This window comes from Niastella sp. sgz303648 (genome assembly GCF_059587045.1).
In genome coordinates this window covers 1-525 of the sequence record NZ_JCAPSW010000070.1, presented here as the reverse complement: position 1 = coordinate 525, position 525 = coordinate 1, and the positions used below count along the sequence as shown (strand labels likewise).

Genomic DNA, 525 nt, shown 5'->3' with positions numbered 1-525 from the left:
GCGTTGCCAAAGAACAAAAAGACCGCGACGATAAAGATCGCGCAGATAAAGAGCAAAAAGATCGTGCAGAAAAAGATCGTATAGCTAAAGAACAAAAGGATCGTGACGATAAAGATCGCGCAGACAAAGAGCAAAAAGATCGTGCAGAAAAAGATCGCATTGCCAAAGAACAAAAAGACCGTGAGGATAAAGATCGCGCAGACAAAGAGCAAAAAGATCGCGAAGAAAAAGATCGCGTTGCCAAAGAACAAAAAGACCGCGACGATAAAGATCGCGCTGCCAAAGAGCAGAAAGATCGGGAAGAAAAAGATCGCATCGCCAAAGAACAAAAAGACCGCGACGATAAAGATCGCGCAGACAAAGAGCAAAAAGATCGTGCAGAAAAAGATCGGATAGCTAAAGAACAAAAGGATCGTGACGACAAAGATCGCGCAGACAAAGAGCAGAAAGATCGCGAAGAAAAAGATCGGATAGCTAAAGAACAAAAAGATAAGGAAGATAAAGATCGTGCAGACAAAGAGCAGA

At 42.9% G+C, this 525-nt stretch carries 1 protein-coding gene; it reads left to right on the top strand.

Features of this window, described 5'->3' with window-relative positions; translation table 11 throughout:
• Positions 1-525: hypothetical protein (locus AC59IL_RS38950; protein WP_496557673.1), on the top strand; the 525-nt coding region annotated here is incomplete at both ends.